Source organism: Streptomyces glomeratus, from assembly GCF_021462825.1.
In the GTDB taxonomy this organism is placed as follows: domain Bacteria; phylum Actinomycetota; class Actinomycetes; order Streptomycetales; family Streptomycetaceae; genus Streptomyces; species Streptomyces glomeratus.
This window is the reverse complement of record NZ_JAKEEB010000021.1, coordinates 1-25,230: the sequence shown is the minus strand read 5'-3', so window position 1 is coordinate 25,230 and position 25,230 is coordinate 1. Positions and strand designations below refer to the sequence as shown.

Below are 25,230 nucleotides of genomic sequence, written 5' to 3'. Positions count from 1 at the left end.
GGATCCACTTCGCGATGGCTGCACTGATGTCCTGCCGATGCCAGCCGCTGACGATGCGGACAGGTCTGCGGTGCCCGGCGCACAGCCGTGCGAGTCGTTGTGCCTGCTCGGTGACGAGCTCTGCTCCGCTCTTGCCGGATGGCAGTGATCGTTTCGCAACAGAGGGCCCTCTCCGGCGCAAGGTTGGTGACCCCGTAGACAGTGATCGTGTACGGGAGCCAGCGCGGCGGTCGTTGTCAGTGGCGTACGCCATGCTGCCTTCCTCGCAAACGGAGGAGGGGGCACAGGGTGGATGAGACGGTGGCGGACCGTCCGGAGCTTGCGGCGGAGCCGGCTGAGGAGGCGGGCCCGGCACATCTCGTGTCGTTGCGGCGCCGGGGGAAAGTGGCATGGGTGTGCCCGCGGGGCGCGGATCACCGGTGGGAGGCGTCTCCATACAACCGGGGCGTGCTGGGGCATGGTTGTCCGTATTGCGCCGGGAAGCGGCCGAGCGCCGGCCGTAACCTTGCCGTGCTGCACCCGGCTGTCGCGACGGAGCTCGATGGCAGGCTCAACGATGGGTTGCGGGCGGAGGAAGTGCTGCCGGGCAGTCACACACGCGTGTGGTGGCGCTGCGCTGCCGATCCTGCGCATGTGTGGCAGGCGGCGGTGCACACCCGCACGAAGACGAAGCCGCGGCCTGCGGGTTGTCCGTGGTGTTCTGGCAATCGGCTCGATCCCATGTCACGTTCGCTGGCGGTAACGCACCCGCAGGTGGCGGCGGAGTTCGACGTCGACCGCAACGAGGGTGTTGATCCCAGGCAGGTCTCTTACGGCTCCAAGCGCGTGGTGTGGTGGCATTGCTCCGCTGGCCCGGACCACCGGTGGCAGGCCGCCGTCTGTGCTCGGACCAGCGCATCGAATCCAACGGGCTGCCCCTGCTGTTCCGGGTACCAGTTGTCGGTCACCAACAGTCTGGCCGCGCGCCACCCCGAGCTTGCCGCCGAACTCGATCCGGCACTCAACGATGGACTGACGCCCGAGGAAGTCCTCGCCGGGACGCGCCAGGTCGTCACCTGGCGTTGTCCGGAGGGTCCCGATCATGCCTGGTCTTCACCTGTGGTGCACCGCACGGCCACAGGTAACGGCTGTCCCTTCTGCGCTGGCCGACGGGCGTCAGTCACCCACCGTCTATCCCTGTATCCCGACGTCGATGCCCAGTTCGACCTGGAGCGCAATGCTCCGCTGACCCCCGGCAAGGTCTCCGGCCGGTCACGCGCCAAAGTCTGGTGGGCGTGTCCCGCAGGCCCGGACCACCGATGGCAAGCCGCGCCGTCTGCCCGCACCCCCCTTGGCACGGGGTGCCCTTACTGCGCCGGCCATCTGGTCTCGGTTACCTACGCGCTAGCGGCCCGCGCCCCGGATGTTGCTGCCGAACTCGATCCGAGTCTCAACGACGGCCTCACATCGTGGCAGGTCACCGTGTCCAGCAGCCGCAACGTCGCCTGGCGCTGCCGTCGAAATTCTCTGCACGTGTGGACCACCTCCTGCTCTGCCCGGACCGGCCCATTGCGCTCAGGCTGCCCCCACTGCCGCCTTTCTCGGGTGTCCCGCCCTCGCCCGGTGTACCTTCGGGCCGGAGCGGGCCGCCGATCAGGCCGAGCCCATTCACAGGAGGGGGCAATCGCCGCATGGAGACTGCGGACGAAGCACGCACACGACTCGCCGCACGCCAACGCGAACTGCTCGCCGAACTGGAACAGGTCGAACAGCACCTCGCCCAACTCGACAAAAGCGTGCTCGTCTCCGGATGGTGGCAGAACCCCAGCGGGCCAGGCAGCAGAGGAACCGCCTACCACACGGGAAAGGACCACCGCTGCCGGCCGGGATACGGGGCGGTCGAGATGACCCTGTATGAGGCGCTGCGGGCCGGACTGAACCCGTGCGGAAGGTGCAAGCCACCGACAGCGCCGATGCCCGCACTCGCCCATTAGAAGGACCCGCCCATGCAATCCGCAGAACCCCACGCCACAGGCACCGGCGTACAGGCGATCGTGGTCGCCTTTGGGATGTTCATTTTCACGACGGTGATCGCCACCGCCCTGTACGGCCCCGCAGAGAACAGCGAACGGGCGTTCCGGCTGCTCAACCTGTGGAAGCGAGACCCAGAGCCCGCGCCTCCTGCCCAGCGCCGTGCTGAGCGGACAAAGCGTCAATGATCGCCTGTACCTATGCCTCTGCCGACGGCTGAAACCGGCAGCGCACTGTCGGTGCGCCCTGGCAGGATCAGCGCATGCTCGTAACCCCCAGGCCCGGCGCCGACCGCAGAAACATCCGCGACGCGCTCCGCGATGCCCACACGACGGCCGGCAGCCTCCGGTGCGCCGGACCCGAAACGGCATTCTCCGGGCTCATGCGCTACCTCAACTGGGCCACCGACACCGCTGGCTTCCTCCGCCACCAGATCAGCGACAAGGACATCGACGACCTGATCCTCACCCGCCGCTATCACGCCCTCCTCGGTAGCTGCGGCACCCTCGCCGGCAGCGCTCAGGAACGTCTCGTCAACGGGCTGATCAACCTCGAGGTGGACGAACGCATCCAAGCCTTCGAAGACGCCCTCGAAGCCCTCAACAGGCAGATAGAACGCTGGTCGGGTCGCGAGATGTTCGTCGTAGCCGACTCCAGCTTCTACATCCAGAGCCCCGACAGGCTCGAAGTCGTCGACCTCCACCAAGTCCTCGGCGTACCCCCGAACGACGACGTCCGGCTCCTCTTCCCGATCGCCGTGGTCGATGAACTCGACGGCTTGAAGGACGCCGGCAAGCACCAGGCGCGCTGGCGGGCAACCCACACCCTTGGCCTGCTGGATGGCACCCTGCGCGGGGAGAAGATCGGCGTCCTGCGCCACGCGGACAGGAACGGGGAACCGGCCACATGGCGCGGCGAGGTGATCGTCGAGATCGTGCTGGACCAGCCCGGACACGTGCGGCTCCCCATCACCGACGACGAGATCATCGACCGTGCCGTAGCCATCCAGGCCCTCGCCGCCCGCGACGTGCGGCTGCTGACGTGCGACACCGGGCAGCACACCCGCGGCCGCGCGGCTGGACTGAAGGTGACGAAGGTGCTGGCGAAGGACCCGGGCCCGGAGCCGGACTGGGAGGCGCAAGATAAGCCCGGCAACGGCACCCGTGCCAAGCGCCGCGAGCGGCAGGCCGCACCGCAAGCGGCCACCGCGAAGTAGGTCGTCAGAGTCCGTTGCCGATCAGGGCGTTGTCCTGCTCGTTGCACTGGTCAACGATCTGCAGATAGCCGTCCAGCACCTTCGACCTCGCCTTGTGGCCGGTGATGGCGGCGATGGCCTTGCGGTCCTTGCCCCTGCGGCGCGCCTCGGTGGCCATACCCGAGCGGACGAGGGTCTTGCCGCTCGCGTAGTGCCTATCCCACTCCTCGGACGTGGTGTGTCCCACGGGTATGTCTCCTTGCCTGGTCGGGGGCGGTCAAGGAAGGCGTTGGTGCGCAGGGTGCGTTCGAGGAGTTCCGGGTCGCCGTGGGCGCGGTTTGATGGTCAGCGATCACTGGACAAGGCCAGGAGTTCGGCGAATGTCCCGCCGGCGTGGACGAGGTCGTCGTAGCGCCCCTGCTCGGTGATGCGGCCTTCCTCGAGGACCACGATGTGGTCAGCGAGTTTGGTGTTCTCCAGGCGGTGGGTGACGACGATGGTGATGCGGTCGGCGGCGATGGCCTTGATGCGTTCGAAGATCTGATGTTCGCCGCGGGGGTCCATCTGGGAGGTGGGCTCGTCGAGGATCAGCAGGGCGGGTTGCCGGTAGAGGGCGCGGGAGCAGGCGATGCGTTGCCATTGCCCGCCGGAGAGTTCCGCGCCGCCGAAGATCTCGCGGGCGAGGAGGGTGTCCAGGCCGGTGGGGAGATCGTCGATGGCCTCGCGCATGCCGACCGCGTCGACGGCTTCCCAGACGGGTTCGTCGTGGTGGGTGCGGGGCTGTCCGAGGGTGATGTTCTCCCGTACCCGCAGGGGCCACTGCGCGAACAGTTGCGGGACCAGTCCGGTCTTCTGCCACACGGTGGCCGGGTCGACGTCGGCGAGGTCCATGCCGTTCCAGATGACGCGGCCTTTGTCGGCGAGGTAGATCCCGGTGATCAGGCGGGTGAGCGTGGACTTTCCGGAGCCGTTGGCGCCGACGATGGCGAGGATGTTACCGCGGCGCAGGGTAAGTGAGACGCCGGCGATGGCTGGCTTGTCCTTGCCCGGGTACTGGTAGACGACCTCGTCCAGGCGGATCTCGTCCACCGGCCCGCTGACCTGCAGGGGTCCCCGCTTGGGTGCGCGGGCGGTGGCGTCGTCGAGGAAGGTCTGCATGTCAGTCAGGTACAGGCTGGTGTGGAAGAGCGCGGCCCCGTTGGTGATCACTTGGGAGAGCGCGGCCAACGTGGTCTGCACGGCGACGACAGCGGTCGCGGCGAGCGCGAGCGCGATCCGTCCCGTCACCGCCAGCCAGGCCAGCGCTCCCCACGTGGCGAGGAGGAACATCCCGGCGGCCAGGGAGGAGAGCAGCCCGATGCGCAGGGTGCGCGGGGCTGCGGCCAGGGTGCGGGCATCGCAGCGCTGGGACAGCGACCGGTACCAGAAGACGAGATAGTCGGTCATCGAGTTCGCGCGGACCTCGTCGCCGTACTTGGGGGTCGTGGACCACCAGCGCATCATGCCGCGCACGTTGCGGTCGGCGATGTTGGCGTAGTGGATGGCGTAGTCCACGCGGGCGGTGAGGACGGCGCCGACGCCGGCGGGGAGCACGGCGAGCAGGAGCAGCGGCAGCAGCAGCGGGTTGAGCACGGAGATCGCTGCTGAGGCTGTGACCATCCTGATGAGGGCGGACAAGAACCGCTGGGCGTCGGTGACCATGACCTGGGTGCGGATCACCCCCATCTCCGCGGCCTCCTGACGGTCGGAGAAGCCGTCGACGGCGTGCGCGCAGGCCTCGACGCGGCAGACCGCTTCCACCAGCGCGGTGTCCGTTTCGGTGGTCAGGCGCGGGGTGATCCGCCGTTCGGCATAGGTCGCCACGACGCCGGCGGTGCGGGCCAGGCCCGCGGCGATTCCGACGACCACGAGCGCTGGCAGAGCCTGGTGAAGGCGGTCGGTGACGGTGCCCCCGGACAGGAGGGGACGCATGGCCCGGGCGGTCGCCGCCAGCAGTACGGCGGCGGCGATACCGGTGAGCACCGGGCAGGCCAGCAGCCAGACGACGGCCCGGCGGTCGATGCGCCAGGCCATGCGGATGATGCGGCCAAGCACCGTGGGGATCTGTGCGCTGAGTTTGCCAAACGATGCCTGGCCGAGCGGGTTGACGGAGTACTCACCGCTGTATGTGATCTCCGCGGGCGGCGGTGGAGGGATGCTGCCGACCTGGTTGTTTGTGGTTTCTGCCGAGGTCAAATTGAGCTCCTCCGGGTCGGTGTCGCGGGTGTGCTGCGGCGACATCGAGGTCAACGAAGCCGACCGCCGCCTCGAACACACGTGTTTCGGACGGCGTGAAATCCGCAGGGCCACGCGAGGAACGGCTCGTGTAAGCGCCATGGACCGTTGATCCGTCGGGGGTCCCCGCATGCGGGTTTGGCCGAAACGCCGGAGCAGATACGCATGGGGCCAGTGTGGTTGTGGAGACACTCCCTTGAGCCGGTGGCCGACAGAGCGCGGACCGTTGCAGGGCGCGCCGCGGCCGACGTCTCACCGTGCCGCGAGCGGTGCCGCCGAGGGCCACAGCCCACCGGCATCCTCGGCGATGCGGCAGGCACAGCGGCCGGCACAGAGACATTGTTCGAAAGCCCATACAGGTACGGGGACTTGGTGGGGTGCGGGCGCCGGTCGGGCGGCTGGTTGTCGGGGTCTGGTGCCGGGCCGCGTGGGGGAGGGGTGGGGCGGCCCGGCACCAGGGGGGACCCGCCCCCTGCCTTTGCGTCGGGGGAGCGTTGAGGCAAGGGACGGGGACTTGAGGAGTCGCCAGGTCAGGGGTCGGGGAGGTCGTCCAGGGTGATGACGGTGTAGGCGCGGAGCCTGCGGACCATCTGTGAGGCGAGGTACCAGCGCAGTCCCGGATGCCCGTACGGCAGCGCCTCGTCGGTGGCGGGCAGCGCCTGGAGCCCTCCGTTGCCGTACTGGTAGGGGGTGCCGATCACTCCGTACAGCGGGGCGCTCTGCACCAGGAACACGGTCGGTCGGCCGTCCAGATGGGGACACTGCTCCGCGGCCGGGCGGGCGTGCTTGAGGCAGACCGGGGGCTGCGCAGTGCGCACCACCGCCTGCTCGGGCTGCATCTCACCCGGTCCGGCGAGGAAGATGATGCCGTGGCGGGTACGAGCGCTCTGGGCGCAGACCTGGCAGCGCAGCTGCTCCATGCATTCGCGTTGCCGGGAGGGGTGGACCATCCGCCACTGCGGCCGACCGGAGGGCAGGCCGTCGGCGCCGATCGTTTGGGAGCAGCGGCCCCACAGCACACCGCGCAGGTCGCGGTCCTCGCGGAGTTCGTCCCAGTAGCCGAGTTGCAGGTGCCCGTCGGGGCCGTGTGTGCCGCGCAGCGATAACAGCAAGTCGGGGTGTTCGCCTTCGCGGCTGGTGATGTAGGGCACGAGCCGGCTCAAGATGGGGCTTGAAGGGCTGGTGGGGTGGGCGGTCATCGGCTGATCTTCCATCGGTATGCGGTTACGGGTGGGAGTGGGCGGCAGTCGCCGTGGCGCCGCTGGAGGCGTTCCAGCGACTGGTGCGGTTCGTCCAGCCACGGGGCCGACTCGCGTAGGTGTCATGACCCGAGCCGGCTGGCGTCCCGCGGCCATCTGCTGTCCGCAGGGCCCCGGTCGCCGGGGGCCCAGGAGCGCTCATCAGCGGCAGCGACGGCGTCCAGTGCGGGAACACTGCGCGTGGATGCGGCCCGCGCAGGCGGCACCACGGGAGGAACTGACCTGGCCGTACGGCACCGAGTCCTCGCCGTCTCTGATCGGCTTGTCACACACCAGGCACATCGCCACGCCGGTCAGCGCCTCGTAGTGGTCACACAAGGCCATGAGGGAGCGGGCCAGTTTCCGGGCGTGGGCCGCAGCCCTGTGCGGCCCGGCGCCGGCTGTGGCCCGGAGCTTCGCGCGGGCCTCGCCGATGCAGGCGAGCGCGCAGTACCGGGGCACGTCATCCTCCGGCAGCTTCCCGGCCGCTCGCTCGATCTCCGGGATGAGCAACTGCATGTGGCCGCGCATCTGACCGGTCAGCCAGGCCAACTTCTCGCCTTCCAGCGATGCGGTGCGCGGCCCGATCAGCCGGCTGGTGCTCTCCCGCATCATCTCCACGTCCACCGGTTGCGTTCCAGCCTGCGCACCCGGGATGGCGTTCACCGGGCAGCACCTGCCGTGCGGTGCAGGGGGCATGCGCAGGGCGGCAGTTGGGCGTTCAGTAACTCGCGTGCGGGCTTGAAACCGTAGGGCACGGTCACCGTGGCGCGCGGCGGCGCCACGATGCCTTCGCGTGTGACGGTGTAGACGCGGAGCACCATTTTGGCGCGTGCCGGGCGCTCCAGGGGGCGGGCAGTACCGTTCGTCATGTCCATGCTCCTTACAGCGTTGGCCACGCCCCGGGACCGTCGTGAGCGGTCGCCGGGGCCTTGTGGCCTTCGACCGTAGAAGCGGCGATGGGAGGGGAGGGGCACAGATTGTGCCCCTGACCGTCATGCAGCCAAGAGGCCTAGCCTTACCGCAAGTTCGGATGCCCGTCGGCGCCGGGCCGGGTTCTTCGACTCGGCTTCTTCAAGGACGATTCGCTTCGCGTAGCCGTTGTACTTGATTGTCTCGGGAGCTGCCTCGTGCGCTTGGTTCAACGTGGCGAGCGCGGCGTCCGGTTGTCCGTCGAGGTGGTAGCCGCGAGCCTCCTCGATGCGATGTCGGGCTCGGCGCGGCCTGGACGGGATCGTGGCAGCATCCGCCGCAGCGGCCTGGCGCACGGACTCGCCGCCCTGGTGGAGCTCCACAGCCACCGTGACGGCGTGCGCGCCCATAATGGCCCGGGAGAAGGAGGTGACAGGGTGGTAGTAGTCCTCAGGTAGCCGGGCTGCCATCTCACGTGCCTGGTCCCAGTACCGCCACGCCGTGCCGGTCTCACCGCGCCGGGCCGCTGTGTAGCCGGCCTCGAAGGTCAGCGCACCGGTGATCGCCAGAATCTCGTGGGAAGCCTCGGGCAGGAGCGGTTCAAGATAGGCAAGCGTTTCGAGGTTCACCGCGTCCGCAGCCTCAAAGTGCCCTGGCCCCGCATCCCGGTGCGCCTGGCCCGCCAGCCAAGCGGCAACCCCGATCGCGTGCGCGTCCTCCGACTCCTGCGCAGCGACCAGCCCGCGCTCCGCCACCCGCCACAACAAGGCAGCATCGGGCTGGTAGGCCACGAAGAACTGGGTCAGCGAATAGACCTCGGCGAGCACGGCTTGCGCAGCTCTACGGTCCGCGCCGGTCTCGGCCTGCCGCACGGCCAGCTGCGCATCGCCGATCAGGCCCGGCAGAAGTGCTCCGATCACCTCGCGGTGGTTCGGCGCCGAGTGTCGCGCCGACCAGGCCCGTGCAAGACGTGCCTGAAGGTGCGCGGCCGGCGGCGCCGCGCGCTGCGTGGTCACCGGAAAGGCGTCGACCGCAGCCTTCACAGCGGGGAGCCGTGGGTGGCCGGGGCCGGTGAACAGGTGCGTGTGCATGGACTGGCTGCCGGTGAGATCCGCCAGATCCCTCACGCGCAGCACTTCGGCGACGCGCAGGATCATGTCGAGCTTGGGTGTCCCCAAGCGACCGGTCTCGACGCCCTTGACCCATGAACCGGACTTACCGACCAGCCCACCGAGCTGTTCTCGGGTGATACCCCTGCGCGTGCGCAGGATCTGCAGGCGTTGGCCGAACACCAACGGGTCAGCGAACGGGTCCGGGGATGCATCTTGAGACATCACGGCTTTGCCCCTCCTAGCACCTTTGTCACTGCCAGCGTAGGGGCCAGGTCCGGTCTCGGGTGAGATTCCCTACAGGCGCTCCTCACCCGCACGTGATCGCGTAGGTCGCATGGCGCGTTTCGTGCACGACGACGCTTTTCGTTGATCTGGGTTGCGGGCGGCAGGCGAGGCCGAGTGCAGGGAGTTTGGGAACGTGGCGGTCGTGTGCCAGCGGCGATGGCCGGTTCCGCGAAGCCGTGCGGCTCCGCGGCGGAGAGGTGGCTGACCTCTCCATACCGGCCACCGTGCGGCGTCTGGCCCGCCGGGAGTTCGTCAATCCCTTCAACCAGAGGCCGCGGTCTTACGGTATCCCGCCTGCGCGCGGTGGTGCGCGCTGCAGTCAGGACGTTGAGGAGCGGCGGGCGGCCAGTTCCTCGAGGCGGGAGCGTTTCCAGCGCTGCTGACGCGGACGGCCGGCGCTGCCGCGCCGGTACTCGTAACCGTCGGGCTGCTCGAGGTCGGGTAGGAGGCCGTGCCCGAGCGCACTGATGAAGCTGTCGGCGTTGCTGTATCCGAGGATCCGGGCCGCTTCCGCGGCGCCGACCAGGTCCTCGTCGTTGTTCTGCTCGGCGGCCGGCAGTACACCGCGCTTGCGGGCGGCAGCGACGACGGTCGCCCGACGCCACTTCTTGCGGCCCGGGCCACGGCTGCCTTTCTCCTTCACCAGGGCGTCCGGCTCGGGCAGTTCGGGGATGCGCCCCTGGTAGAGGGCGCTGGAGAAGGAGGCCGTGCTGCCGTAGCCGAGCAGGCTGGCGACCTCGGATGTGCCGAGGAGCTCGTGGGGATCCCCATCGGCCGAAACCGCAGGCAGCGTTGCCGTCGGGGCGGAGCTGCGCCGGCCCTTGCCGGGGCGGTTGGTCGCCCAGGCGACGATCGTGCCGCGGCGCCACAACGGGGCGTCGACGTCCTGGTCGGGCTCGGGGAAGTACCCCGGCCGGTCACGGAAGTAGGCGTCGATGGTCGACGTGCGGGTGTAGCCGAGGAGCTGGGCCACCTCGCGTTTGGTCAGCAGTTCGTCCTGGTCGGCCTCGATTACGGCGGCGGGCAGCGTGCGCTTCTTCGGGGCACGCTGCGCGAAGAATGCCGCGACCTCGTCGTGGCGCCACAACCGCTTGCGTCCCTCGGTGTGCGCGACCGCGGGGAAACCGCTGGTCGGATCGTTGCTCCACTCGCTGATCCGGGACTTGCTCGTGCCGAAGTCCGCCACGATCTGCGCGGTGTCAACGAGCCGCTCGGCGGAAGACATCAGGGTCCCTTCAAAAGGGTCAGCCAGGCGGTGCCGACGCCCGGACGAGTGTGACAGGTTCGATAATGCCAAATGTGGTGCTTTGCTGTCCAGCCTGACGCCACAACGGCCTACAGCACTTCCTCGCCCAGCAGGCACACCCCGAAGCGCGCCGCACGCTCCTCCAGCTCCGTGTAGGCCATCGCGGCCGGCGCGGCATCCCACGTCACGAAAGCGAGCCCGGAGACCGCCTCCCTGCGCGTCATCGCCTCCTCCCACGGCGCGCCCGCAGCTGCGCACCGCTCGGCGAGCTGGGCGTCGGACAGGCTCGCGGTCTCCCGGGCAACGCCGGCCTGGACGTCGGCGACGCCCTCGCACCAGGCGCGGTGGCCCGCACACAGCAAGTCGCGCAGCGTGTCCGGGTCGCTCACACGCAGGGCCTGGGCAGCGAGTTCGAGCAGGAGGGCGGTGGGGTTCGTCTCCATGGTCATCTCCTCCATCCACTGTAGGGGGCGCCGCTGCGCCGCAGAGCACAGCGGGCGGCGGTCATCAGCTATGCACGGTGCAGCCGTCGCACAATGCGCGGCCGGCGAGGCGGGCCAGTTCGGGTTCCTTGCGAGGCTTCTTCTGCAGGGCCGCGAGGCCCGGGTCGAGCGTGCCGCACTGCTCGGCGTGCCGGATCAGGTCGGTGATGCGCCAGTCCGCGCGGAAGCTGTCGCCCCGCACCCGCTCAACCTCGGCGTACAGGTCGGCCAGCCGCGGCCGCCGGCGGATGGAGAGCAGTATGTCGCGCTTGGAGGCGAAGACGCACAGCGAGCACGAGCATGTCGGGAAGTACCGGACCAGTCGCCGACGCCGGGCACGGAGTCGCACGCCCAGGCGTACGGCACCGGCGTATCGGTGTGCCACTCCTTGACGGCGGCGGTCGACCAGTCCTTGACGGGCAGCCACTCGTCCAGAATCCGCATCCCGGTGACCTGCACCGTTCGGAAGGCCAGGTGCTGGCGGTCGGGGCCCTCGTCGCTGCGCAGGCCCATGACCTTGAGAATTCGCACAGGCCGGCCGAGCTCGCGCTTCCGGCGGTCGACGATCGGCGTCCAGGCGGCGGAGACCACGCTGTCCTTGGTGCTCTTGCGGCAGCACGGGCTGCCCATGCGCGGGAACCGCCCGTAGGCCGCGGTCTCGGTGAGCAGACTCCGGCCGGTTCCCGAGGTCTCGTCTGTTCGGTTGGTGCCTCTGTCCCGGGGAGCCCGGGCCGCCCCATGTCGTGTCCGCCCTCCGGCGAGTCTCGCGATGCGGTTGGCCTCGTCGGGCCTGATCAGCCCTGCGATCGCCGAAAGGAGCGGCCAGGGTGCCCTCTGCCGACGAAGGGGGCGGAAGTGCAGGAAGAGCTGCAGGCGTCCGAGTGATCGTTGTGCTCGGACAGGGTGGGCTCGCGTATCGTCCGTGGGGTGATTGATGCCACCGTGGCGACCCGAAGCGATATCGCTGAGAGCGTGCTCGGAGAGTTGATCGATGCCTTCGGCCTCGGAGAGGTACAGGAGCGCCGCTATCTCGCTGACGGGCTGATGAACGCGAACTGGAAGCTGGACACCTCCGCCGGGAGGTTCGCTTTGAAGCGGGTCACGGATGTCTCGCTGGAGCGGTTGCAGCGCAATCTCGGCGTGCTGGCGGCTCTGGGCGCTGACGGTGTCCCGGTGAGTGCCCCCGTCCCCACGGTCTCGGGGTCGCTGGTGGCGCAGGTCAATGGTGGCGCCTGGTGCCTGTTCCCGTGGGTGGCTGGCTCGCATGTCCGGGGTGTTGATCTCACCTTGGCCCGGGTGAGCGCACTGGGCGCCCACCTGGGGCGTCTGCACACGAGCCTGGGCAGGGCTTGCGGTCGAGGGCTGCTGTCCGGTGTGCCAGAGACGATCACCGCAGACGTCACGTCGCCGGAGCGAGCGGTGGAGAAGGCTGAGCGGCTGTCCGCAGCCGTACGCGACAAGGGAAACGGCAGCGACTTCGACCGAGCAGCCGCTGCCGCCTTGGAGCATCGGCGGGCCCTCGTCTGCAAGCACGCCGATCATCGTCCGCGATCCGCGACGCCTGAGGGTGACCACGGATGGACGCACGGCGACGTGCAGTACCGAAATCTGCTCTGGGAAGGCGAGGATCTTGCCGCCATCCTGGACTGGGACCGGATCGCGGTGCGCCCGTACGCGGAAGAGGTCGCACGGACGGCGCAGGTGCAGTTCGGCGTGGGCGGGGTGTTCGACCTTGCGCGGGTGTCTGCCTTCGTCGAGGGCTACCGGTCCGTGGTGCCGCTGGAACCGTCTGCGCTGGTGGATGGTGCTCGGCGGCTGTGGTGGAAGCGGATGACGGATTTCTGGCAGCTGGAGTTCCACTACGACCGCGGTGACATCTCCTTCGACGATCTGTTCACCGCTGACGAGGCGCTCCTGCACTGGTGGACGGATCGGCTCGATCAGGTCGAGGACGCATTCGCCGCAGGGTAGATCCCGATGCGTTCGAGGTCCGGCAGACGGGGGCGGGTGAAGGCGGTCGCTCGTTGCCGAGCCTGCTTTCCCAGGCTGTGCTGATCAGCGGTGCTTATGGCCTCCGCCCACTCTTCCACTCCGGCCTCGGAGGGAAGCACGATGCCCGCGTCGCCTATGGCTTCGGGGATGCCGCCCCTGTCGGTGCCGACGCTCGGAGTCCCGTGCAGCGCGGCTTCGATGATGACGCGGGGGAAGGCGTCCTGCACCGTCGACGGCACGAGCAGGAGGCGGTGGCTGCGGTAGAGGGGGCTCATGTCGTACACCCGCGGCACGTAGGTTACGTTGGGGTACCGGGCGAACTGTTCGGCGGTGTTCCACCAGCCTTCGACCAGGGTGAAGTGCTGTTCGGGCATGCGGCGGATGAGCTGATGCAGGAGGTCGGCGCCTTTCGCCGGGATGGGGTTGACCATGAGCACGGCGCTGGTCCGCTCGCGGCGGCGCTGACCCGGCCTCGGTGGTGTGAAGGGCGGGTACAGGACGGACAGCCGGGTGCCGTCGGTCCGGGGTGCGCAACGGAGAACGAAGTCCGAGACGGCCAGTCCATGGTGCGGACGCCCATCGATGACCCCCAGTCCGGTCCTGGACACCGAGTGCAGGATGCCTGCGACGAGGGCGTCGGGCCTGGCTTGGGCGGCGATGTCGGCCGCGCCTTCCTGTGCGGTGAACACCACGTCCGGCCGCACCCGGGCCACAAGGCGCTGCAGAACTGACATGATCTTCTGCTGCGGCACTGCGATGCAGTCCACTCCGTTCCACCTGTAGCGCAGTTCCTCCTGGGACTCCTCGTATGCGGTGTCGTGCTCGTCGAGGAAGGTCCGTACCTTGGCGATCTGTGGGGTCTGGTCCCAGGGGGCTTGGTGGGAGCCGAGGTAGGCGGTTCGCCATCCGGCTGCCGCGAGCTCCTCGGCGAGGAGTTGTTGGGTGACCTCGGCTCCGCCGATGAGGAACGGAGGCGGGGTGCGCCGCCAGGCGAAGAGGGCTGTGGGCATCGGCCGGTCACCTGGTCCAGTACGTGACGAGGGCCTCCACCGCGTGCGCGACCGCGTCCGGGCTGGTGTCGGCTGGGATGACGGTCACTTCCCGCGACACCGGTGGCTGCGCTGCGGAGACGAAGTAGTCCCGCGTGTGGGTGAGGAACGCTGGCTCGTGGAGGAAGTATTCGGACTCGGCTGCTGTGTGCCCGGCCTCCTTGCGGCGCATAGCCAGTTCTTCGGCCGGCACGTCGAGGTAGAGGGTGTGGTGGGGGCGCAGGAACGGCAGCTCCTGGAGGCGGTCGCGGAGGCGGTGGTGGACGTCGTAGCCGAACAGGGCGTCGAGCGCGAGGGCGTGGGCGAGGAGGGTGTCCACCGAGCGGTCGAGGAGGACGACGGGCTTGGCGCTGGTGAGCGCCCGGCGCACGCGAGCGCCTTCGATGCCCATGAATGTCTCGAACGCGGCGAGCTGTTCGGTGGCGGATGCGGTGCGGGCGGGCGGGATGTCGGTGCGACGGGCGATGTGCTGGACGTAGCAGTCCGAGACGAAGGCGCGTTCCTCGATGCCGCGTGTGCGCAGGTGGCGAATGGCGGTGGACTTCCCGGCGTACGAGGGCCCTTCGAGCGCGATGATCTTCACAGCGACTCCGTCCGGTAGAAGCGTTCGGCGAAGGTTCCCGTGCCGCTCAGGAGGTCGGCCGCCGTGGTCCACGCGTGCCGGATCGGTCGGTACATCTTCCGAGCGGGGTGCATCTGCGAGCCGTGCATGTGCAGGACCGTGACCTTGTCGAGCACGACGGGGGTGATGTCGACGAGTTCAGGGGCCAGGGCGTGACCGGTGCGTGCTCGGAAGAGGTGCTGGTCGCAGCCGGCCAGGGCGTAGGTGGGCCAGAAAGCGAGGTCTTCCCAGAACCAGCGACATCCGTGTCGTACTGCTGCGGCGTGCACGAGAAGGTGGTCGGGGTGGCGGGTGACGGCAGCCGGGGCGAGGAGTTCGGCGTCGGGGTGGGCTTCGATGATCTCGCGGAGTTCGTCCGTGATCCGGTCCAGGCGGTGCGGGTCGAAGGGGCGGTACGGGGGTTGGGCGTCCTTGTGGCCGAGGAGGATGCGGTTGGCAGCGAGGGGTGCCAGGGCGGCGGTGCCTTCCCGGTTACGCAGGTCGGATACGACGGTCTCGGTGTGGTAGGTGTCCTCCAGGGCCGGGTGGACGCTGGTGGAGCGTGTGAACACCGTGGCGACGGTGAGCGGTCGGGGATGAGCGAGGAAGGTTCCGGAGGCAGACAGGACGAAGTCGTCGTGGTGCGGCTCGATGGCGAGCACCGGGCGGCCGGCCGGGCGCCGCATCTCGATGAAGTAGCGGTTCCCGCTGTGCGGCGCCTTGAGCTCGATGATCCGGTGGTCATGGGCGCGGTGGCGTTCTGCCAGGCGCTCGGTCCACTTGTGGTGGGCGTGCATGAGGTCGTCGGGGAAGGTGTAGATCCCTTCCGCGTCCGGTACGGGCAGCGTCACGGTCATGGCGGGCTCCGAGGTCATCGGACGGTGGTCTGGTACCAGTGGCGCCACATGCGCGGGGAGTTGAGCCGCAGCCGGGCGGTGACGGGGTTCTGCCACCACAGCATCCGGAGGCTGGACCACTGGTCGTAGCGGCGGGTGGAGGGGCGTACGCGCAGCTCGTCGAGAATCACGACCGGTGCGTTCTTGGTGCGGCCATGTGTCGTGAGGCGGTGGAAGAACTCGACGTCCTCGCTCATGAACAGGTCGTCGCGGTATCCGCTGACCGCGTGGAAGGCCGCTGCGGTGGCGAACTGGGCGACGCCCTGTGCGCCGCCGTGGTTGGTGCGGTAGTGATCCCAGTAGGCGCACAGCAGCCGCGCGCCGAGCCGCTCGGGGGTGTAGAGGGGCGGGATGGCACCGCCGACGGCGCCGTTGTCCATGGCGGTGGCCGCGGCGGTGATCGCCTCCATGGGCAGGGCGACGTCGGCGTCTGTGAAGAACAGCCTGCTTCCCTCGGCGGCAGCCGCGCCGGTGTTGCGTACCCGGCCGATGTTGCGGACGGTCTCGCTGATCACCCGGACGCCGAAGGAGGCGGCCATGTCGGCGGTGGCGTCGGTGGAGGCGTTGTCCACCACGATCACCTCCCCTCGTTCGCCGCTCGTCACCTGCCAGCGTTCGAGGGAGGCGAGGACGGTGGGCAGGTAGCGGGGCAGGTAGGCGGCTTCGTTGTGGGCAGGAATGACCACCGTCAGTCCAGGGCTGGTCATCGGGGTGTCCCTTCGCTACGTGGCGTGCGGAAGAGGTGCGGTGTCTGATGGGTCAGGTCGGCCAGGCGGTCCGACCACAAGCGGCGGCTGGTACCGGGCGGGGCGTGAACCCAGCAGCGCGCTGTGTGGACGACCATCCACGCCGAGAGCCGGGTGTCGTTCAGGGGCGCCGCGTACGCGTCGAGCAGCGTGCGGCGGTCCCACGGAGCGTGGGCCGCGGTCATGACGAGGGCGTGAGCGACGTCCGCCTCCCGCAGGCCCGGGGCGGCGTCGGTGAAGTCGACCAGGTAGCGCGTGCCGCGCGGGCCGGAGAGGACGACGTTGTCGAAGTGGATGTCGCCGTGGCACCACACGGTGGGTGCTCGCTCCGGCGTGTCGGCGATGACGGCGAGGGCGGGGCCGATCCCGTTCAGCAGGTCGGGTGGGCAGCGGCGGGCCAGGGAGGAGACCGAGTCGAAGAACGGGCGGCGGGGCACCGCCTGCTCGACCGGTGCTCGATGTAGGCGTGCGAGGAGGCTACCGAGGTCTTTGAGGGCTTGGGCATGCGGGATGTGCCCGGAGCGAACGGCGGCACCCAGTGTGTGTCCATCGAGGTCAGAGGTGATGAGCGCGGTGGCCCCCTCGTGGGAGATGGTGCCGCTGCCGAGCAACTGCGGGACAGGCACGGCAACGCCGGCCGCGCGGATGGCAGCGGCCTCGGTCAGCGCGTTGCGGCGGGCGGTGTGGTCGTACAGCTTCACGATCACGCCTCGGCCGTTTCGGGGGCCGACCCGGAACACAGCCGTCCGGGAGCCCGCCGACAGGCGCTCCGCGGTCCGGGCGGGTGTTCCGAGGAGGGTGCCGCACGCGCGGGAGACCATGGCAGGCGGCGTGGTCATCGAAGCCCCGCCGGCTCGGGATGGGCGGCGCCCAGCGCACGGACGTGCCGCAGGGTCCGCTTCAGAAGAGTGCGGTACTCCCGCACGTCGTCCGTACCGGGACACGCCGCCTGCCAGGGCTTCTCCGGGCCAACGAAGTGGATGAGGCGGGCGGCCGGGTCCGGCCGCAGGGGGCGAGTGACGACGCGGCGTACCCAGTCGCCGCGTTCGAGGTACCGGCCCACCTCGAACCGGTTGTACGCGGCGTCGGCCGCCCGCACGCGGCCGGTGCGGAGGAGCCACAGGTTCAGGGCGTCCTGGTCGTTGTGGAGGATGTGCTGCCGGCATCTGGCTAGGGCCTGCTCGACGCCGTGGCGAATACGTGGCAGATCGGCGGTGTGAGCCCACAGGAGACCGGCGTTGTAGTAGGGGCGGTCCTTCAGATGCGGCCAGCGTTCCGTGGCACCCGGCAGGGCAGGACAGCGGCCGACCGCCGGGTTGAACTCATCACGTACGGCGCCGACCTCGCCGGGGCGGAGAGCGTGGAGCGGGGTGGTCAGGTCGTCGCGGACCAGGACGTCGGCGTCCACGTAGATCAGGTATGGGCGGCGGACGAACTCGGGAGCGAACTCGAAGCGCAGATAGGTGGTGACCGTGATGTACGAGGTGTCCGCCATCCGCGCGGAGCGGAGCGGGGAGCGGCGGGTCAGGGCGAAGGAGCCGAAGCCGACCCGTTTGGCGAGGTGGGCCAGGAGCTGCACCTGGGGCGCTCTGAGGTCGAAGGTGAGGAAGCGCAGCGCTGCGGCCTTGCGGGCGCGGGGGCTGAGGCTGTCCGCCAGGGAGGTGATCGTGGCGAGGCCGGGGGTGAGGTAGTGCCGGTCGATGCAGATGCCGAATGCGTACACGGCGGGTCCGCCTTCCGGGCGTCGTGGAAGGAAGTGATCTGGTGATGAGCTGTGAGGCGTGAGCTCCCGCCCGCCCAGCGGCTGAGCTGGCAGCGAAGCGCAGGGGCTAGAACGCGCGGTCGGCCGCGTCCGGGCCGGCGTCCGGTTGGCTGACAGTCGGCCGCTGGCCGGCGGCGAGGTCCTGATGGTCGTTGGCTATCAGCGTGCCGAGCGTGACTGCGGCAGCGAGGTGGCCGGTGAACCACACGCTGACGCAGAACCGCTCGACGGACTCGACGGCCCCGCCACGGGCCTTGTGGCGGCTGCGCATCAGATGGTCTTCTCTCGGCTCAGGCGTTCCGTGCGCGTCTCGATGACGTGGAGGGTGTCGGGCTCGTCCGTCTCCCACTGAGCCGTGAGGCTGCCCGACTCCGGACGCAGGATCCAGTTGGTGCCCTGCCTGATGTCGGTCACGATGGCGTGACTTCCGTTAGCGTCCGAGACCAGGTCACCGACCTCCGCCCGTGCCCGGGTCACGAGACGGCTCCCGGCACGAGGTCTCCCCACAGCCACCAGCCCGAGGAGGCTTCGAGCAAGATACGGCGGCGTTCGTGCTGCCCCGGGGTCTGGCGGGCCGACGGCGACGTCGCCTCGGCGAGGAAGCCGCCCCGGTCACGGATAAGGACGCCGAGCACAGCGAACTGACCGGCGTCTTCAGCGAGGTGGGAGATTCCGGCGACGACGATGCCGCGGATCAGACCGGAGGACAGTGCGCTCGTGACAGCCGCCCAAGCCGGGCGGGCGCCCAAGGGCACGCTCGGGTCGTCATCGGACCAGGTGCCAGCCACATGCCAGTGCCGGGCCTCGGCGTAATGGCGTGCACGCCGCTCGGCCTGGCGGACAGCGGCCGACTCGGCCGCACAGGAGTAGACGGCAACCGGCACGTGTCCGATGCCGCCGGAGGGGGATTTCGGCATGTGCTCAGCGTGCTGTCGATCCTGTGCGCGGGACAGGCACGACTCGTGGCGGCGCCAGCAAGTCCTGTGGCCATGGGCTGCCACGTCCCGCGCTGCTGCGCTGTCGTCCTGCGGCAGGACTGCCATGGAGCGTAGCAGTGGGGCTGATGGGGGCTCCGGGGCTGCTACGGGGCCTGGCAGTGGCCGTCAGCGGACGGCGAGGGGCACACCGGCCGCATGGGCGAGCCCGCGGAGCCGCGCGACGGAGACTCCGGCGAGGCGAGAGATGATCACTCCGGGCAGCATTTGGTGCCGCACCCAACCCGGCGCCATGCCGCAGACGTTTTCCAGGGTGTCGGCAGCCTGATCCCACCTACGGCACTCCACGTGCGTCAACGCCACGTCGAGGCCGTACCGGGCCCGCGTGGCCAGGGGCACGGTGTCGTCCAGCCGGATCGTGTCCATGAGCCGGAGGGCACCGCCGCCGTCGCCGAGAGCAACGGCGATACTCATCGCCTGCGTGGCGGCGTAGAGCGGCCCGAAGGGCTGGGCATGCCGACCACGAGCATGCTCCGTACCGAGGCGGGCGCCGACGGCATGCGCCTGCGAGAGGTACTCTCGCGCGGTGTCCGGCGCGGCGCCACCCCGCGACGCCGCAACAGCAGCGTTCGTGACCAGCTGCCCGTACACCGACAGCCGGTCCGGATCGTGCTCAGACATCTTCGGCTCGATCCGGTCGGCCCGGGCCGCAGCGAGCGCGAAGCCCTGCGCGGTCCGCCCGTCGCGGAGATTCACCCACGCCGTGGTGGCGGCCAGGTGGGCATCCCGCAGATCGTCGCCGGCCTGCACGGCGATCTGCCGGCCGTAGGTGAGCGCCGCATAGGCCAAGTCCCGTGAACCCCACACGTTGGCAGCCATCCCGGCAGTCTGGAAGACATCGGCCAGGACGCCGGCCGCGGCCTCCCGCTCGCCAGCGTCCGCAGCGTCGTACCGAGCGCGGGCCTCGGGCAGCAAGGCAGCGAGCAGCGCACCCAGTTCGGTATAACGGCCCGTCCAATAGGCCGCATCAGCACGCCGAACGACAGCACGCAGCTCCTCCACGGTGCCCGGCTCACTGTCGGTGGGAATGCCGATAGCGGCGTCGTGCGTGGCAGCAGACAGCGCGCGCAGCGCTGCGCGCTCGTCACGGTCCATGGCGCGACGGGGCGCTTGCTGGCCGAGAAGGACGGCGATGTCCGTCCCGAGGGCGGAGGCGATGGACAGCAGCGAAGGAAGGGAAGCGGTGCCACCCCGTTCCAGCTTCCGCACGACACCCACGGAGACGTCGGCAGCTTCTGCCAACTGCTCCTGCGTCATGGGGCCGCGCAGCCTCTTGATGCGTTCAGCGGTGCTGTACTCGGACCACTGCATGGCAGTAACTCCTCCCCGACCGGCCAGGCACGGACCGTACCCACTGCTTTACGACCGGCAACACCCATGAGCACCGCCGGCACAATGAGTTGGCTGGAAGTCGCCGCTAGACGGAAAGCGTGGCGCTCACTCCGAGCAATGCCTCAAGCTCGGCCACCGCTGCGGCTTCATCCGTCGCGAGGACGGTAGTCATACCCAGGGCTTCGGCAGGTGGCAGATTCCGAGGGTGGTCATCGACGAACACGCACGCCTGCGCAGGAAGCCCGAGACGCTCCAACGTCAGCTCATAGATGGCAGGATCGGGCTTCGCTACGCGGACCTGCTCGGAGATGACGTGCACATCGAACAGGTCCCAAATCCCTGCCTGCGCGTACGGGTTGAATGGGTCTGTGCCGAAGCTGTTCGACAGGAGAGCGAGACGGTACCCCGCGCTCTTGGCAGCTCGTGCGAGCGCGGCCATGCGCCGAGCCGGGGGCACCGCGGCCCAGGCGCGCCCCATCAGGTTGCCCGGTGCGACATGCGCACCGAGAAGGGCTGCCGTGCGCTTGTTCCACTCCTCCTGGCCGATCACACCGATCTCCAGTGCCGCGTAAAGCCGCCGGCCTTCGGGGTCATCGTTGAGGGTGGCGCGCCATGCTTCCGCGGGAAGCCCTTCCGACTCGCACCAGGCGCGGTGCACGGCGCGCGGATCGGCGGTCAGCACCCCAGCGAAGTCCAGGATGAGCCCTTGCTTGGCTTGACGGTCCGCGGACTCCACGGGCTGCGGCATGCTGCGTGCTCCCTCTCGCTCGGCCTCCATGAAGACGCTACCGCGCGCCGGGCGCAACGATGTTGTACAAGCCGTGGGGGCTTGTACAACATGGCGGGCGTCGGCTACCTGGTCCGATGGACCGTGCATGGTATTGGCCAAGGTGATGGAAACGCCGCAGAGCGGGGATCAGATCGCAGTGGCCGAACCACGTGCAAGGCAGGAGGCACAGGGGGCGGTCGGTGATGGTGCCGTGGTGGGTGGCGCGGCTCCCGATGAACAACCGGGGGGTGGGCGGGGTCTCAGGCATGGGCGGCCTGCCATGCCTTCGTGTTCCACTCGCGGGTCAGTTCGTCGGAGTCGCGACGTCGCGCGCGGCCACGACCAGGACGCTGCCCCGGATCTGGTCCGCGCGGCGCTGGGCGGCGGCGGCCTGCTCCTGGCGCTCGGCCTCCTCCTCCGGCACGCGCCGCACGAGGAAGATCCGCTCGTCGCTGGTGAAGATCACGAGGTAGCGGCGGAAGTCCTCGATACGCGAGGGGCGGGCCGGGCCGGTCGTGGTGTCGGCCAGCGTGGCGCGGGCCTGGTCCAGCAGTTTCGCCACTTCCTCGGTCGCCTTCACACCCGTGTCCCGCTGGTGCTGGTTGCGGCCGTAGTAGACGCGGGCCTTGTCGTGGACGGGGGCGAACTCCACCGGGGCGTAGATGCTGATCATCCGGCGGCCTAGTTGTCGCGCTGGTCCCGCTCGGCCTGGGCGGCGCGCGCGGTGTCGGTCACCTTGCCGCGCGTCCAGCCCAGCGCGATAGCGGCGCACGACGTGCCGTAGTACACGACGTCTTCGGCGGTGCCGTCCTCTTTCCCGTCGGCGTCCAGCGGCATGAACGCGACGGTGCGCTTGAGTCCGCGGCGGCCGCAGCAACCGCACGTGTCGTAGTCGTCGACGATGCCTTTGATCGTCCACTTCGGGATGGGCATGGATGGCTTTCCGTGGGGCGGTGGGTGGGCGATGGGTGTCGAGCTTGGGCGTCCGCCGGCGCGGCCTGGACGCAGCGAGGGGCGGACGTGTTCTTGGCGCGGCGGGCTGCTCCGCAGACGCGACGCGCTTCCGCTACGCGGCAGGGGACGGCGGGCAGCGCTCCGCGCTCCTGATGCCGGTTTGAGCGCTCCGCGCTCGGGGGCGGGTGCGGCCACTGCTGACCGGTAGGGGCCGGGCGGGCACCCCATGGGGGGATTCGGGGTGCCCACCCGGCGGTCAGGGGGTCAGACCGTGGTGAGGGCGAACGCCTTCTCCATCAGGTCGTTCGCCGCTCCGCTGATGACCCGCTCGGCGCGGGCGGCGGCCTTCTCGGCGTCGGTCTTGCCCTGGGCCGGGGCGACGTGGTTGGCGTATTCGGTGAGCGCGTTGTATCCGGCCCACCGCGTGCCCCGGATACCGGCCTGGGTGTCGGCGTGCTCGAACAGATTCGAGATCGCCCCCCACCGGTTGCGCTGGTTGGTCTTCTTACGGGGGCTGTCGTTGTCCCTGACCGGCCACAGTTCGTCCACGACCGAGCGCAGCTCGCTGAGCGTCATCTCTTCCTGAATCATGCGCTGTGCGGCCTTCTCGAACTCCTCGGCGTACCGGAACGTCAGACCGAGGGCGGAACGGGCCTGGGCGATCCGGGCCTTGGCTCCGGCGGTGTGCCGCACCACGAACGAGGAACGGGCCCCGTGGATGGCCGCGCGCATGGTGTTTGCGCACACGACCCGTACCGGCGTCACCACGATGCGGAACGCGCTGCCTCCGTCGTGGCTGTTGAAGGCTGCGATGTACAGGTCGACGTCGTCATTCCCGCCGATCGTGAGGGTCTGCGGCATCTTCATGGTGAGGAACACCTGACGGCCGTTCTTGAGCGATCCGGCGGTCTCGAAGTGCGCGCCGGACTCGTCGGCCAGCAGGTTCAGGAACTCGGCGTGTTCCTCGTTCTGCACGGGGTGGTAGTCGCTGCCGACCACTCCGAGCGCCTGGGTGCGGCCGGTCTTCGGGTGCGTGCGCGCTGTCGCGTAGTGCTGCGGGACCTCCACCGGCGTGGTGCCGGCAGCCGTGATCTCGGTCGCGGTCAGGGGCAGCAGCCGCACGTTCCAGCCAGACAGAGACGCGATGCGCATGGCCTCCTCGGCGGTCATCGCGCCGTCCGTGACGGTGCCCAGCTTGTGCCAGGCGCTCGTGTCGGCGGACGCGAAAGCGGCGGTGCCGTCGGTGAACTGCTCGATCTCGTGAGCCACTTGGGCTTCCCTTCTGGGTGACGAACTTTCGGCGGGTCCGGGAGGGAGCCAACCCTCCCCGAACTGGTTCCATAATACCTAATTTCGGGGGTGGGGCAAGCGATTAAATCTCCGGCTCACCCCACCCCGGGGCGACGCTCTGACCTTCCTCTGCGATGCGGCGGCTTGTGCCGTGTCAGGTTGGCCGGGCGGGGTGTATCCCGCCGTCCGGGCCTACCTCTGCCAGTGCTGGGGCAGTGCCGTGACGCTCCACGTGTGGACTCCGGTCAGTGCGGTGACGAACGCGCCGTTTCTGTACTCGCTGAGGCGGTAGAGCACGGACTCTCGCCCGCGGGAGTCCAGTTCGCAGGCAACACCGGTCACCCAGTACCGCCCGTGCGCACGCTCATGCGACCCGTGGTAGCTGACCAACTGCCCGACGCTGGGGCCCGTCTCCGCGTCCATGGCTGCGGACAGACTGGACAGGGCCGTAGCGAACGTGTGCGGCGGCAAGGGCACGTCGGCCAGCGCAGGCCCGGTGTTCCCGGTCCGCACCCCAGAGATCCATCCGACCTCGAACAGGGGCCGCGCCAGCTCGCGCACACTGTGCGGGAAACCAGTGTTCGGGGGGAGTTGCTCCAGCGCGGCCCGGAAAGCGGCCTCCATCTGCTCTCGCTCACCCTCGCTGGCCGGAACGGCGCGGCGGGCGGGCTCAATACTCGTCATGCTCACAGTGACTGTCCCTCCGGTTGGTGTAGCTGCTGAGGCTGTCCCGGGAGCCCGGCGGACCGGGCCCCGAAATTGCCGCTTACTTCAGCCCGCGCGTCCGCAGGAATTCACTGATGCGGAATGCGACAGCACGCACCGAAAGGGACGCGCCCCGGAAGGAGCCGAGAATGCGGGGCCCGGTGTCACTGTCGTGGATGATGTAGAACTCGAAGCCCTGGGCGACGGGCAGAAGAACTCGGATGGGCCCGGCCGCGGTGTCGAACCGAATGGACGTGGTGTTGTCGTCCTGGTTGTGAACGATGACAGCGTCTCGGAGGAGTTCCGGGCGCGGGAGGAAATTGGCGATCCGGCGGGCCTTTGCGGCCTGAGGGGTCGTGATCCCATCCGCACCGGAGGCCACCTTGCCTCGGCTGATGACGATTTCCACGCTTACGCCTCTCTGTTGACGAACGTTCGGCGGTGTCGGCAGGGAGCCACCCGCGACATGTTCCATAATACTGTCATCGGGATCTGCTGCACCACCCCATGCGCAAACTCCTGCACTATCTCTTGCGCCATCTGCTGACCATGCCCGGCAGCCGGCCCCCGGTCGTCCCAGGTCAGACGGCTCTCCCGCCATGGTCGGGGAGCTGACATCCCCTCTGCTGCCGCTCTCCCTGCTCGAATGAGAGATAGTGGTGGAGGCGGGCACGGGCGGCGCGACGGCATCGGGGATCGGGGCCGAGGGCGTGGGTCGCGCGTCGGCGGGCCTCCGCGCTCGGGCGGCTGGCGCCGTCCTGAGGTAGCGAGTTTTCCACGAGCCGCCGAGGCGATAGGCGTCATGCGTTTTTCACTACCGGGCTCCCTTGAAGTTACGTTGGTCATTTGCCGGTAAGTGAGCTTCCATGCCGTCAGTTCCGTGAAACGCTACGCCGTTTCGCGAGTGAATCGGGGCGAGAGTGCGCCCTGAATCGATCCGGAGTAGGGGCCGTTTCCAGACTTGATCCAGAACTATTTTTGAAGAACCCTGAGTGGGCGGCCTGTTTTCGCCAAACCTACATGCTGCATCAGCTGATGCACCGCCAGCCCAGCTCCTGCCTCAACCTGAGTCCACACCAGCCGCGCCCCTGTCCTGTTGCCGCCCGGGGCCGATAGGCCCCGCTCGGGTTCCGCGCGAAGCGGGGGACCCGTTGCGAGGGCGGCGCGGAGTGCCGCCCGAACTTGCCCCGCAAAGCGGGGCGTTGCTCTTAGTGAGGCTGGAGCGCAGCGGAAGCCTCACTGGTTCGGGCAGAGCCCGAACTCGGGCCGCGCAGCGGCACGTTGAGCGAGCGAAGCGAGCGCGCTGAACCGCGGAGCGGTTCAGCAACTGCCCTGCGAAGCAGGGCAGTTCGCTGGCTCCGGGCGCAGCCCGGAGGGACCCGCTC

Annotated in this window: 29 protein-coding genes and 1 pseudogene; 5 read left to right on the top strand and 25 right to left on the bottom strand. The window is 69.2% G+C overall.

Annotated elements, in window-relative coordinates; genetic code table 11:
• Positions 1 to 201: 201 nt before the first annotated feature.
• From LZ604_RS36310 to LZ604_RS22915, 4 genes and pseudogenes are all read left to right on the top strand, one after another.
• Positions 202 to 1,563: pseudogene (locus LZ604_RS36310) on the top strand (zinc-ribbon domain-containing protein); the annotation flags it as partial.
• A 107-nt stretch (positions 1,564 to 1,670) separates the two neighbouring features.
• Positions 1,671 to 1,973: a hypothetical protein gene (locus LZ604_RS22925; protein WP_234517316.1), complete on the top strand. Its 303-nt coding sequence runs from the start codon at positions 1,671 to 1,673 to the stop codon at positions 1,971 to 1,973.
• Positions 1,974 to 1,985: 12 nt separating this feature from the next.
• Positions 1,986 to 2,198 (top strand): hypothetical protein, encoded by a 213-nt coding sequence (locus LZ604_RS22920; protein ID WP_234517315.1) that lies wholly within the window; start codon positions 1,986 to 1,988, stop codon positions 2,196 to 2,198.
• A gap of 74 nt (positions 2,199 to 2,272) precedes the next feature.
• Positions 2,273 to 3,226 carry a PIN domain-containing protein gene (locus LZ604_RS22915; RefSeq protein WP_234517314.1) on the top strand — a complete coding sequence of 318 codons (954 nt, stop codon included), beginning with the start codon at positions 2,273 to 2,275 and terminating at the stop codon, positions 3,224 to 3,226.
• Positions 3,227 to 3,230: 4 nt separating this feature from the next.
• On the opposite strand, the gene LZ604_RS22910 is transcribed toward LZ604_RS22915, so the two are convergent.
• From LZ604_RS22910 to LZ604_RS22870, 9 genes are all read right to left on the bottom strand, one after another.
• Positions 3,231 to 3,452, bottom strand: coding sequence for a site-specific integrase (locus LZ604_RS22910; protein ID WP_234517313.1), 222 nt, complete (start codon positions 3,450 to 3,452; stop codon positions 3,231 to 3,233).
• Positions 3,453 to 3,550: 98 nt separating this feature from the next.
• Positions 3,551 to 5,440, bottom strand: a complete 1,890-nt coding sequence (locus tag LZ604_RS22905; protein ID WP_234517312.1) for an ATP-binding cassette domain-containing protein — start codon at positions 5,438 to 5,440, stop codon at positions 3,551 to 3,553.
• Between the two features lie 569 nt (positions 5,441 to 6,009).
• Positions 6,010 to 6,678, bottom strand: coding sequence for a hypothetical protein (locus tag LZ604_RS22900; protein ID WP_234517311.1), 669 nt, complete (start codon positions 6,676 to 6,678; stop codon positions 6,010 to 6,012).
• A 201-nt stretch (positions 6,679 to 6,879) separates the two neighbouring features.
• A complete protein-coding gene (locus LZ604_RS22895) occupies positions 6,880 to 7,383 on the bottom strand; it encodes a DUF6415 family natural product biosynthesis protein (protein ID WP_234517310.1) in 504 nt (167 codons plus the stop codon).
• Complete coding sequence (locus LZ604_RS22890) at positions 7,380 to 7,589, bottom strand: hypothetical protein (protein WP_234517309.1); 210 nt, start codon at positions 7,587 to 7,589, stop codon at positions 7,380 to 7,382. Before LZ604_RS22890 ends, LZ604_RS22895 begins: the two co-directional genes overlap by 4 nt.
• Before the next feature lie 123 nt (positions 7,590 to 7,712).
• Positions 7,713 to 8,963 carry a helix-turn-helix domain-containing protein gene (locus LZ604_RS22885; RefSeq protein ID WP_234517375.1) on the bottom strand — a complete coding sequence of 417 codons (1,251 nt, stop codon included), beginning with the start codon at positions 8,961 to 8,963 and terminating at the stop codon, positions 7,713 to 7,715.
• Positions 8,964 to 9,345: 382 nt separating this feature from the next.
• Complete coding sequence (locus LZ604_RS22880; protein WP_234517308.1) at positions 9,346 to 10,251, bottom strand: helix-turn-helix transcriptional regulator; 906 nt, start codon at positions 10,249 to 10,251, stop codon at positions 9,346 to 9,348.
• Positions 10,252 to 10,361: 110 nt separating this feature from the next.
• Positions 10,362 to 10,715, bottom strand: a complete 354-nt coding sequence (locus tag LZ604_RS22875) for a hypothetical protein (protein WP_234517307.1) — start codon at positions 10,713 to 10,715, stop codon at positions 10,362 to 10,364.
• A 64-nt stretch (positions 10,716 to 10,779) separates the two neighbouring features.
• Positions 10,780 to 11,139 carry a hypothetical protein gene (locus tag LZ604_RS22870; protein WP_234517306.1) on the bottom strand — a complete coding sequence of 120 codons (360 nt, stop codon included), beginning with the start codon at positions 11,137 to 11,139 and terminating at the stop codon, positions 10,780 to 10,782.
• A gap of 542 nt (positions 11,140 to 11,681) precedes the next feature.
• Between LZ604_RS22870 and LZ604_RS22865 the strand changes: the two genes are divergently transcribed.
• The gene (locus tag LZ604_RS22865; RefSeq protein WP_234517305.1) at positions 11,682 to 12,725 is read left to right on the top strand and encodes a phosphotransferase; all 1,044 of its coding nucleotides are present in this window, start codon (positions 11,682 to 11,684) and stop codon (positions 12,723 to 12,725) included.
• Here LZ604_RS22865 and LZ604_RS22860 read toward each other — a convergent pair.
• The 16 genes from LZ604_RS22860 to LZ604_RS22785 form a co-directional block, all read right to left on the bottom strand.
• On the bottom strand, positions 12,695 to 13,756 hold the full coding sequence (locus LZ604_RS22860; protein ID WP_234517304.1) for a glycosyltransferase: 1,062 nt from the start codon (positions 13,754 to 13,756) through the stop codon (positions 12,695 to 12,697). The genes LZ604_RS22865 and LZ604_RS22860 overlap by 31 nt on opposite strands.
• 7 nt (positions 13,757 to 13,763) lie before the next feature.
• Positions 13,764 to 14,378: a hypothetical protein gene (locus tag LZ604_RS22855; protein WP_234517303.1), complete on the bottom strand. Its 615-nt coding sequence runs from the start codon at positions 14,376 to 14,378 to the stop codon at positions 13,764 to 13,766.
• Positions 14,375 to 15,271: a PIG-L deacetylase family protein gene (locus LZ604_RS22850; RefSeq protein WP_234517302.1), complete on the bottom strand. Its 897-nt coding sequence runs from the start codon at positions 15,269 to 15,271 to the stop codon at positions 14,375 to 14,377. The genes LZ604_RS22855 and LZ604_RS22850 overlap by 4 nt, the downstream gene beginning before the upstream one ends.
• Positions 15,268 to 15,999, bottom strand: coding sequence for a glycosyltransferase (locus LZ604_RS22845; RefSeq protein WP_234517301.1), 732 nt, complete (start codon positions 15,997 to 15,999; stop codon positions 15,268 to 15,270). The genes LZ604_RS22850 and LZ604_RS22845 overlap by 4 nt, the downstream gene beginning before the upstream one ends.
• Positions 15,996 to 16,877: a phosphotransferase family protein gene (locus LZ604_RS22840; protein ID WP_234517300.1), complete on the bottom strand. Its 882-nt coding sequence runs from the start codon at positions 16,875 to 16,877 to the stop codon at positions 15,996 to 15,998. The genes LZ604_RS22845 and LZ604_RS22840 overlap by 4 nt, the downstream gene beginning before the upstream one ends.
• Positions 16,874 to 17,761 carry a glycosyltransferase family 8 protein gene (locus LZ604_RS22835; RefSeq protein WP_234517299.1) on the bottom strand — a complete coding sequence of 296 codons (888 nt, stop codon included), beginning with the start codon at positions 17,759 to 17,761 and terminating at the stop codon, positions 16,874 to 16,876. The genes LZ604_RS22840 and LZ604_RS22835 overlap by 4 nt, the downstream gene beginning before the upstream one ends.
• A 106-nt stretch (positions 17,762 to 17,867) precedes the next feature.
• Positions 17,868 to 18,071: a hypothetical protein gene (locus LZ604_RS22830; protein ID WP_234517298.1), complete on the bottom strand. Its 204-nt coding sequence runs from the start codon at positions 18,069 to 18,071 to the stop codon at positions 17,868 to 17,870.
• On the bottom strand, positions 18,071 to 18,277 hold the full coding sequence (locus LZ604_RS22825; RefSeq protein ID WP_234517297.1) for a hypothetical protein: 207 nt from the start codon (positions 18,275 to 18,277) through the stop codon (positions 18,071 to 18,073). Before LZ604_RS22825 ends, LZ604_RS22830 begins: the two co-directional genes overlap by 1 nt.
• A complete protein-coding gene (locus tag LZ604_RS22820; RefSeq protein WP_234517296.1) occupies positions 18,274 to 18,717 on the bottom strand; it encodes a recombinase family protein in 444 nt (147 codons plus the stop codon). The genes LZ604_RS22825 and LZ604_RS22820 overlap by 4 nt, the downstream gene beginning before the upstream one ends.
• Positions 18,718 to 18,903: 186 nt before the next feature.
• A complete protein-coding gene (locus tag LZ604_RS22815; RefSeq protein WP_234517295.1) occupies positions 18,904 to 20,106 on the bottom strand; it encodes a helix-turn-helix domain-containing protein in 1,203 nt (400 codons plus the stop codon).
• Positions 20,107 to 20,212: 106 nt separating this feature from the next.
• On the bottom strand, positions 20,213 to 20,875 hold the full coding sequence (locus tag LZ604_RS22810; protein WP_234517294.1) for an HAD-IA family hydrolase: 663 nt from the start codon (positions 20,873 to 20,875) through the stop codon (positions 20,213 to 20,215).
• 325 nt (positions 20,876 to 21,200) lie between these two features.
• A complete protein-coding gene (locus LZ604_RS22805) occupies positions 21,201 to 21,569 on the bottom strand; it encodes a hypothetical protein (protein WP_234517293.1) in 369 nt (122 codons plus the stop codon).
• Positions 21,570 to 21,577: 8 nt separating this feature from the next.
• The gene (locus LZ604_RS22800) at positions 21,578 to 21,829 is read right to left on the bottom strand and encodes a hypothetical protein (protein ID WP_234517292.1); all 252 of its coding nucleotides are present in this window, start codon (positions 21,827 to 21,829) and stop codon (positions 21,578 to 21,580) included.
• Between the two features lie 285 nt (positions 21,830 to 22,114).
• The gene (locus LZ604_RS22795) at positions 22,115 to 23,119 is read right to left on the bottom strand and encodes a DUF932 domain-containing protein (RefSeq protein WP_234517291.1); all 1,005 of its coding nucleotides are present in this window, start codon (positions 23,117 to 23,119) and stop codon (positions 22,115 to 22,117) included.
• 213 nt (positions 23,120 to 23,332) lie between these two features.
• Positions 23,333 to 23,824 (bottom strand): hypothetical protein, encoded by a 492-nt coding sequence (locus LZ604_RS22790; RefSeq protein WP_234517290.1) that lies wholly within the window; start codon positions 23,822 to 23,824, stop codon positions 23,333 to 23,335.
• A gap of 82 nt (positions 23,825 to 23,906) precedes the next feature.
• Positions 23,907 to 24,254, bottom strand: a complete 348-nt coding sequence (locus tag LZ604_RS22785) for a hypothetical protein (RefSeq protein ID WP_234517289.1) — start codon at positions 24,252 to 24,254, stop codon at positions 23,907 to 23,909.
• Positions 24,255 to 25,230: the final 976 nt, after the last annotated feature.

What these genes read in the sequence shown, in the direction of transcription:
- LZ604_RS22885 (WP_234517375.1), bottom strand. Translation starts at nt 8,963, where the DNA reads ATGTCTCAAGATGCATCCCCGGACCCGTTCGCTGACCCGTTGGTGTTC.
- LZ604_RS22860 (WP_234517304.1), bottom strand. Translation starts at nt 13,756, where the DNA reads ATGCCCACAGCCCTCTTCGCCTGGCGGCGCACCCCGCCTCCGTTCCTC.
- LZ604_RS22800 (WP_234517292.1), bottom strand. Translation starts at nt 21,829, where the DNA reads ATGCCCATCCCGAAGTGGACGATCAAAGGCATCGTCGACGACTACGAC.
- LZ604_RS22845 (WP_234517301.1), bottom strand. Translation starts at nt 15,999, where the DNA reads ATGACCAGCCCTGGACTGACGGTGGTCATTCCTGCCCACAACGAAGCC.
- LZ604_RS22890 (WP_234517309.1), bottom strand. Translation starts at nt 7,589, where the DNA reads ATGACGAACGGTACTGCCCGCCCCCTGGAGCGCCCGGCACGCGCCAAA.
- LZ604_RS22810 (WP_234517294.1), bottom strand. Translation starts at nt 20,875, where the DNA reads ATGCCGCAGCCCGTGGAGTCCGCGGACCGTCAAGCCAAGCAAGGGCTC.
- LZ604_RS22915 (WP_234517314.1), top strand. Translation starts at nt 2,273, where the DNA reads ATGCTCGTAACCCCCAGGCCCGGCGCCGACCGCAGAAACATCCGCGAC.
- LZ604_RS22925 (WP_234517316.1), top strand. Translation starts at nt 1,671, where the DNA reads ATGGAGACTGCGGACGAAGCACGCACACGACTCGCCGCACGCCAACGC.
- LZ604_RS22900 (WP_234517311.1), bottom strand. Translation starts at nt 6,678, where the DNA reads ATGACCGCCCACCCCACCAGCCCTTCAAGCCCCATCTTGAGCCGGCTC.
- LZ604_RS22805 (WP_234517293.1), bottom strand. Translation starts at nt 21,569, where the DNA reads ATGATCAGCATCTACGCCCCGGTGGAGTTCGCCCCCGTCCACGACAAG.
- LZ604_RS22850 (WP_234517302.1), bottom strand. Translation starts at nt 15,271, where the DNA reads ATGACCTCGGAGCCCGCCATGACCGTGACGCTGCCCGTACCGGACGCG.
- LZ604_RS22790 (WP_234517290.1), bottom strand. Translation starts at nt 23,824, where the DNA reads ATGACGAGTATTGAGCCCGCCCGCCGCGCCGTTCCGGCCAGCGAGGGT.
- LZ604_RS22920 (WP_234517315.1), top strand. Translation starts at nt 1,986, where the DNA reads ATGCAATCCGCAGAACCCCACGCCACAGGCACCGGCGTACAGGCGATC.
- LZ604_RS22815 (WP_234517295.1), bottom strand. Translation starts at nt 20,106, where the DNA reads ATGCAGTGGTCCGAGTACAGCACCGCTGAACGCATCAAGAGGCTGCGC.
- LZ604_RS22875 (WP_234517307.1), bottom strand. Translation starts at nt 10,715, where the DNA reads ATGGAGACGAACCCCACCGCCCTCCTGCTCGAACTCGCTGCCCAGGCC.
- LZ604_RS22840 (WP_234517300.1), bottom strand. Translation starts at nt 16,877, where the DNA reads ATGACCACGCCGCCTGCCATGGTCTCCCGCGCGTGCGGCACCCTCCTC.
- LZ604_RS22820 (WP_234517296.1), bottom strand. Translation starts at nt 18,717, where the DNA reads ATGCCGAAATCCCCCTCCGGCGGCATCGGACACGTGCCGGTTGCCGTC.
- LZ604_RS22830 (WP_234517298.1), bottom strand. Translation starts at nt 18,071, where the DNA reads ATGCGCAGCCGCCACAAGGCCCGTGGCGGGGCCGTCGAGTCCGTCGAG.
- LZ604_RS22880 (WP_234517308.1), bottom strand. Translation starts at nt 10,251, where the DNA reads ATGTCTTCCGCCGAGCGGCTCGTTGACACCGCGCAGATCGTGGCGGAC.